The organism is Aquiflexum sp., from assembly GCF_977115555.1.
Genome location: NZ_CDSBKL010000199.1, coordinates 1 through 7,514, shown reverse-complemented (window position 1 = coordinate 7,514; position 7,514 = coordinate 1). Strand labels below are relative to the sequence as shown.

8 protein-coding genes are annotated in these 7,514 nt (G+C 42.5%); 1 reads left to right on the top strand and 7 read right to left on the bottom strand.

Annotation, left to right across the window (positions count from 1 at the left end):
* Window positions 1-4: 4 nt before the first annotated feature.
* The 7 genes from ACZFYI_RS12485 to ACZFYI_RS12455 all read right to left on the bottom strand — a co-directional run bounded on the left by ACZFYI_RS12485 (window position 5) and on the right by ACZFYI_RS12455 (window position 6,683).
* Window positions 5-1,294, bottom strand: a complete 1,290-nt coding sequence (locus ACZFYI_RS12485) for a M20/M25/M40 family metallo-hydrolase (RefSeq protein ID WP_462524463.1) — start codon at window positions 1,292-1,294, stop codon at window positions 5-7.
* A 171-nt stretch (window positions 1,295-1,465) separates the two neighbouring features.
* Window positions 1,466-2,113 (bottom strand): hypothetical protein, encoded by a 648-nt coding sequence (locus tag ACZFYI_RS12480; protein WP_462524462.1) that lies wholly within the window; start codon window positions 2,111-2,113, stop codon window positions 1,466-1,468.
* Between the two features lie 79 nt (window positions 2,114-2,192).
* Window positions 2,193-2,975 carry an SDR family NAD(P)-dependent oxidoreductase gene (locus ACZFYI_RS12475; protein WP_462524461.1) on the bottom strand — a complete coding sequence of 261 codons (783 nt, stop codon included), beginning with the start codon at window positions 2,973-2,975 and terminating at the stop codon, window positions 2,193-2,195.
* Window positions 2,959-3,621, bottom strand: coding sequence for an acetoacetate decarboxylase family protein (locus tag ACZFYI_RS12470; RefSeq protein WP_462524460.1), 663 nt, complete (start codon window positions 3,619-3,621; stop codon window positions 2,959-2,961). The genes ACZFYI_RS12475 and ACZFYI_RS12470 overlap by 17 nt, the downstream gene beginning before the upstream one ends.
* A gap of 2 nt (window positions 3,622-3,623) precedes the next feature.
* Entirely contained in the window at window positions 3,624-4,067 is a 444-nt protein-coding gene (locus tag ACZFYI_RS12465) for a DinB family protein (protein ID WP_462524459.1), read from the bottom strand.
* A 121-nt stretch (window positions 4,068-4,188) separates the two neighbouring features.
* On the bottom strand, window positions 4,189-4,953 hold the full coding sequence (locus ACZFYI_RS12460) for an SDR family NAD(P)-dependent oxidoreductase (RefSeq protein WP_462524458.1): 765 nt from the start codon (window positions 4,951-4,953) through the stop codon (window positions 4,189-4,191).
* 14 nt (window positions 4,954-4,967) lie between these two features.
* A complete protein-coding gene (locus ACZFYI_RS12455; protein ID WP_462524457.1) occupies window positions 4,968-6,683 on the bottom strand; it encodes an IlvD/Edd family dehydratase in 1,716 nt (571 codons plus the stop codon).
* 315 nt (window positions 6,684-6,998) lie between these two features.
* Here ACZFYI_RS12455 and ACZFYI_RS12450 point away from each other — a divergent pair.
* Window positions 6,999-7,514, top strand: a 516-nt coding sequence (locus ACZFYI_RS12450) for a hypothetical protein (RefSeq protein ID WP_462524456.1), incomplete at its 3' end; no start/stop codon positions are given.

Genomic DNA, 7,514 nt, shown 5'->3' with positions numbered 1-7,514 from the left:
TCATTTATAAATTTATCAACCTATACACAAACAAAGTACTCCTTTTGATCAAATCAGGGTATTGTTTCATATTGATAGTTTCGGCAGGGGAGTGCGCTCCCGTACCGGATGCGCCAAGTCCATCGATGCAATCTAGATAATCCGCCACATAGGAAATGTCACCTGCACCTCTAGAACCGGGGTCTCCAGCCCTAACTTCGCCAAAACCCATATCCATGCTGACCTGACTCAGGATTTTGACCAAATCCATATTGCCATCTGTGGGAGGCATCGAAGGTATCCCATCTTCAAACTCGATGCTTGCGGTAGTGCCATTCAGGTTTTGGGATACGATCTGTTTCATTTTTTTCCTCGTTGCTTCTTTTTGGGCTTCGCCTAGGAATCTTAAGTCCCCGGTAACAAAGGCTTCTCTAGATACAATGTTGGTTTTGCCCAATGCGGAACCTTCACCTGTATCCCCATCATAGCTGATATCCGAACCGCCAATGATTTGGCCGGGATTGAAGGTCAGGTACTTTTCTCCTGCCAATTCTTCTCTGAATTGGTTGAGAATTCTCGCTGCTTCATAGATAGCGCCGTAACCAACTGATTCCCTGAAAACCCCTGAAGAATGAACCTGCTTGCCTGTAGTCTTCAACGTCCATCCACTTGCACCTCTTCTGGCAATGGTGGCAATATCAAATCCCTGTGCAGTCTCGTAACCCAAAGCGTAATCATGTTGCTTGGCTCTCTCGACAAAGTCTAACCTACTGACCCAAGAAGGGCTTCCTGCATTTTCCTCATCTCCGGGAAAATAAACCGTAATGGTCCTGTCTTTCAGCAAACCCAATTCCTCCATTGCTTTCAATGTTGCGAAGATCATCACATTTCCGCCTTTCATATCATTAACTCCCTGACCTTTGGCTGTGGAGTCATTGATCATAGTAAAAGGATAAAACGACATATTTTTTTCAAAAACAGTGTGTAAATGGCCAATGAAAAAAAGTTTTTTCCCTTTGGTTCCTTTCCTTGTAGCCACAAAATGTCCGGCTCTTTTGAGAGAATCCGGTAATGTGACCCACTCTGTTTCAAAACCGATTTTTGCAAATTCCCTTTCGAAAACCCCGCCAACATCACGTACGCCCTGCATGTTGAATGTGCCTGAATTGATATTCACGACTTCTTCCAAAAGTGCCAGCGTTTCCTTGTAGTTTTTGTCAATGGTTTCTATCAGTTTCTTTTCGGTTTTACTGAGTTTTTGGGAAAAGGCATTGAGGGAGAGAAGGAAAATTGATAACAGTAAGAGTTTTTTCATATTGGGTTTAAGTCAAAATTGAATTTATTAATCTCCTTCCTAAGGAAAGAAAAATGGTTGGAGGTCAAAGTCAAGAGCTGAATTCTGTGATCCCGAAACTTCGGTCTTCCGACTTCCGTCCCTGTGAGCATAGGGGTTTAGGGTTCAGAAAATATTTAGCATACCAATGGATTACTCCACTACGATATCTGAAAACCAGATAAACTTGACACCGGCATCATTTTTATGTTCGGTAGCGAATTTGAGTCCTTTGAATTCTTGCTCATTTTCCCAAGTGATTGGCCTTCCCTCGAGGCCGTTTCCTCTTCTGAACACCCATTCTTTGATCAAATGATTTTCATCCAAAAACAAATCATAGGCATCTCCCGGGGTGTATCCGTCGATGTCATTGTATACAATAGTAAGTTGCGTGGTAGGCAATCCTGAAATCGGGGCTTTGGTATTTTCAATCACTGTGAATGTATAGCCACTGTCCCAAACCAATTGAAAAGGGAACATTAACCAATATTTGTCATTGATAAAACCTCCATCAGCTTTAGGCATTTCTTCTTTTGAAAGGTCAAGGCTATAGGTGTAGCTTGTGTCCTTATCTGCAAAGTAAACCGTCCTGTCTTTGATATTCCACTTCCAATTCCGTGTTACCAAGGTTTCAGGGTTTGGCTGCACATTCCATTGGTAGGCAATGGAGTTTATTTTGTCAAAATTCTCGAAGCCATATGCTTTGGCGACTTTCACAGGGAGGGTATCTTCTTCTTTTTTGGCACAAGAAAAAATAATGGTCAAGGAAAGCAATATGAGGGATAAGGATCTGGATTTCATAAGTTTTTGGTTTGAGTCTTATTGATTGAGTACCAATTTATTACTTTCTTTTGAAAAAACTGATGCCTTTCATGTATGATTAGCTCGTCTCCCTTTCCTCAGCCCATTTTCTGAGTTTTTTTCTTTCGAGCAAAAAATAAACCTGTTTAAAGATTGGTAAGACCCTGTTGGCAATCATTGTCACCTGAAATAGCCTTGAAGGATATATCCTTTTTTTTCCTTTCGAAACACCAAGCAGGATGTTTTTGACGACGGTTTTAACAGATTGGACAGGGTAGGCTTTTGGGATTTCTTTTCCTGCTTTTTTGAAAAAATCTGTTTCGGTAGCTCCGGGATAGACTAAAGTGATCCAATCCCCATCGCCTTCACTTCTGATGGTCTCCACAAACTGGTGCAGTGAAGATTTTCCGGCTGCATAGCCGGCATATCCGGGAACAGGCCAATAGGACATTGCAGAGGCTGTTATTACCAACTTACAGGGATTATTGGCCTGCATCTGTTTTAAAATCTTTGCTGTCTCAATAGGAGAGAGGACATTGATGTGAAACATTTTGATAAATGTTTCTTGATCGGTTTCTTCCCATGGTCCAAATCTTGCAAACCCGGCATTTGCAAAAAAGAGGTCAATGGTTTTCCAGTTGATTTGGATCCAATCAAAAATTGCATGCACGCTTCCGGGTTCGGTTAAGTCCAGGTTCAGGGTTTGGATTTGAGGGGATTTTTTGGAAAGTATGTCTAAACCCGCCTCATCTATATCTATGGCCAAGATTTTGTTGCCATTTCCTGAAAGTTGATAGGCCATTTCCAGACCAATCCCTGAAGCAGCACCGGTAATGACGATATGCTTATTGCTGATCGACATTTTGTTCGGGTAGAGGAAACTCCATTGTGAACGGATTTATCTTCACACAAAGCAAAGGTTTGAGTTTGCTGATGTCAGGGAAATAATCAGAATTCACTTTCATGGTTTCTATTTTGGCCAATTTACCCCAACCATGACCTTTTGGGTTGGTAAAAAATGTTTTGCCTTCCAATTCTTGGAAAAGATTTATTGGAAGGATTTTGGTGGTTGCAGGGAAAGGGATTCCGCCAGAACTGATCTTACAAAACAATATCGGATCTTCTTCCGATCCTACGCCGATGATTTCAGTTTTTCCGTTTTTTTGCCAGATAATGGGGACGGTTTCTTTTGGAATTCCCCATTTGTACCTGCCGTTTTGAGTGCTGGATTCCGAATCGACATAAATCTTGGTAATGGACTGTTTTTTATCGGGAAAGAATTTTCCGGGAATAAAGAGCAGTTCATTATAAGGACCAACAGGGGATTCGGTATACCTGACGAGCATGACATATCCGAGTCCCCCTTTGAATTTCCCTTTCAATTCGTCCTTTAAAAACCCGTTTTTTTCTACCCATTCTTTCTTGAACTTATAGGCAAGGATAATTCCTTCACCCTTCAGTTTCCAAGGTCCTGCAAAATAGTATTCGGGTTTTTTAGGGCCATTCATAGTTATCTTTTTGTAAGGATATAGTCTGTAGGAATCGGCTCGAGTCCTGCATTTCTTACCAACAACATCACTTGACCTCTATGGTAGCTCGAGTGGTTGATGATGTGAAACATGATGTCTTTGATGGTATTCTGGTATTCCTGGCCTTTAGTATTCTTATAAGTGATCAGCTTATCGAGTTCGTTGTTTTCAAGAATTTTTTTGGAGACAAGGTAATTTTCTTCATTCATCTCTGAGAAAACTTCTACAGAGTGGGTTTGCCAGACTTTAAAAAATGGCTTTTTACCCATGATCCTTGCATTCCAAACATGGTGTGCATTGATCATGTGGCTGTAAATTTCAATCGCTTTTTGTGGGAGGTTCGCTTTGTTTTCGACCAAAAGGTCAATTGTGGCATTGTTGCTCTTTTGGATATATTCCAAAAGGTCATGGATGGCAATTTTCATATCTGGGTATTTGATTGTTTTCCAGGTTTTCCGGAAGGGGTTTGAAATAGTATAGAGTCTATAGTTGGTAATTATTTTGCAATATTAGTTTTAATTTTAAACCAAGAAATGATTTTTTGATTTAATTGTAAGGAGAGGGACTGATAGAAGTCCAACCTCCGTCAACTACAAGATTTTGCCCTGTAATGTGTCTCGCTTCCTCGGAAACCAAAAACGCAGCAGCTTTTGCTATATCGTTGACATAAGCCGGGCGTCCCATCGGAGTGATTTTAGACCATGTTTTTTCGTATTCCGGATCAGAGGCAGTTCTGGAAGTCAATGTGGCCCCGGGAGCGATGGTGTTCACATTGATGTGATATTCTGACAATTCGATTACCAAATTCTTTGCCAACATTTCGATAGCGGCCTTACTCATTCCGTATGCAGCCAGATTTTTGTGGGCCTGATGGGCAGTGACTGAGGATGTGAAAAGGAGTGAGCCGCCGGATTTTTGCTTTTTCATAAGGTTTGCGGCTGCTTGAGCGAGGAAAAAGGTTCCTCCTGCATTGACCCGCATGACCTCCAGAAAATCAGTAGGTGAATATTCCAAGAAATTACCATAAAGGGTAATGCCTGCATTGGCTATGGCAATATCCAATTTCCCAAACTCGGTTTCTGCCAAATCCACCATTTCTTGAATAAATGCAGGGTCTCCTGAATCTCCCGAAATACCTAAGATTTTTCCTTTTGCATCTTTCAGGATTTCAGCGACAGCTTCTTCGGTCAGGCTTTTTTCGATGTCATTGAGGATGACATGATGACCTTTTTCTGCTAATACTCTGGCAATCTCCAAACCTATGCCTTGTCCGGCACCGGTGATGAGAGCAACTTTTCCCTGATTCTTCATAGGAAATACTTCTTTTAATGTGAATCTCTTTTGACAACAGGTCCTGAAGCTCCTTTGAGAAAATCAAAGTCCACACCTTCATGGGCCTGTGTGACATTCTGTATAAACATGTTGACATATCCTCTGTCATAGCCAAGTTGCAAAGGCTGGAAAGATTCCCTCCTTTTAGCCAATTCTTCGTTGGACACTTCCAAGTTCAAGCTGCGGTTAGGAACGTCTAGATGGATCCAATCTCCGTTTTGAACCAAGGCAAGATTACCGCCAATAGCTGATTCGGGGGAAACGTGGAGCACCACAGTGCCATACCCCGTTCCACTCATTCTGCCATCCGATATCCTTACCATGTCCTTCACTCCCTGTTGGATGATTTTCATTGGCAACTGCATGTTGCCAACTTCAGGCATTCCGGGATAGCCTTTTGGCCCCACATTTTTCAGTACCAAAACCGAATCCGGAGTGACATCCAAGTCCGGATCGTCCAGTCTTTTCTTGTAATCATCAATGTCTTCGAATACCACCGCCTGACCTCGGTGCTGCAGGAGGGAAGGAGTAGCAGCGGATGGTTTCAGGACAGCACCTTCAGGACAGAGATTTCCTTTGAGAACCGCGATTCCTGATTCAGGCTTGAAAGGCTTTTCCAAAGTACCGATCAGGTTTCTGTCCCAACATTCGGCATTCATCACATTTTCGCCGAGTTTTTTGCCATTGGCGGTCATTGTATCCAAATGCAAAAAAGAAGAAACTTCTCTCATCACGGCAGGCAATCCACCGGCATAGAAGAGGTCTTCCACAAAGTTTTCTCCGGATGGCTGCACATTGGCTATCAAAGGAATATGGGATGAGAATTTGTCAAAGTCATCAATATTCAGTTCTACTCCGATCCGACCAGCAATAGCCAAAAGGTGGAGGATGAAATTGGTAGATCCTCCCAAAGCGGCGTTGACCATAATCGCGTTTTCAAAGGATTTTCTTGTTAGGATGTCGGTCATTTTCAGGTCTTCCTTGACCATCTCTACGATTCTGATTCCTGACATGTGTGCAAGGACTTTCCTCCTCGAATCTGCAGCAGGAATGGTAGCATTGTCCGGTAATGCCAAGCCTAGGGATTCCACCATGGCGGCCATCGTAGAGGCAGTTCCCATCGGGGCGCAGTGTCCCTGCGACCTTGCCATGGCGGCTTCTGCTGCTGTGAAATCTTCCTGGGAGAGTTCCCCTTTTTTGAATTCTTCGGCAAATCTCCAAAGATCTGAAGTGCCGATTTTTCTTCCTTTGAATCTACCTGCGAGCATCGGTCCGCCGGAGACGACGATGGTGGGCAAGTTGACACTAGCTGCGCCCATGACTAGGGATGGAGTGGTTTTGTCACAACCACACATCAGCACCACACCATCCATGGGATTGGCACGGATGCTTTCCTCCACGTCCATGCTGGCGAGATTTCGGAATAGCATGGCGGTAGGTTTGATGGAGCATTCGCCCAAAGACATCACCGGAAATTCCAAGGGAAATCCGCCTGCTTCCCAGATTCCCCGCTTGAGGGCTTCGGCAAGATCGCGGAAATGGGCATTACATGGGGTGAGTTCGGAGTAGGTATTGCAGATGCCGATGACCGGCCTGCCTTCGAAAAGGTGGTGGGGAAATCCCTGGTTTTTCATCCATGCGCGATAGATAAAGCCGTCTTTTCCTTTGCGGCCAAACCACTCTTGGCTGCGCAATTTCTTTTCTTCCATGACAATGGGTTTATTGGTTTGAATTGGAGGAGAATTTAGGAAATGTTTTGGAGGAAAAGGAAAAGTTCTTTAAAAATGTTACCTGCGGAAACAAATGGTTTTGTGGCATTCAATTCATATTTTCTAATGCCGACGTTTTTCTTCTGATTTTTAAAAATGGAATGAAAAAAAGAGAAAATCACACAATTAGAATGGAAAATAGTCTCTTCTAAATCTCTAAGCCAATAAAGTACCCAATATTGTTTATCCCCATTCTTAATAATAATCCTTAGTTTTAAGCGTTTGAAGATTAGCACCAAGACTGGTATCCGTATTATGAAAAGTTCAACCCGTTTTCCGATTCTTTTGATCTTAGTTTGCAGTGTTTCTTTTTTTTCATGTTTTCCAATTCAAACTCCAAAAGAAGAAGTGCCTGTGTTTTGGAAACAGGCACTGAGTTTTCCAGAAGGACTTACACATGCCAAAGAAATCAACGGAAAACTATATGCTTCAGCGAAGACCAGAATATACAGTGAGGCGACACTTTGGGGTATTAACAAATATTTTGAACTCAGTCCTTTTTTACCTGATAATTTCTTCTATAGACTTCCCATCTCGGACCAACTTATGGCGACTATCAATTCCGGAGAGCTTTTTCTAATGCCCCTTGGAAAGCCTTTTAAAGAAGATGCCCTAGTCATCAAGATGACAGAACTAGATCGGGAATTTATTGATATCAGGCAACACGTTTATGGGTATGGGGATCAGATCGGAATTGATTCAAAGGGCAATCTTCTCATACCTTATAACTCATTCAAAAGTCTTGAATTGTTTAAATACACATTCCTTTGG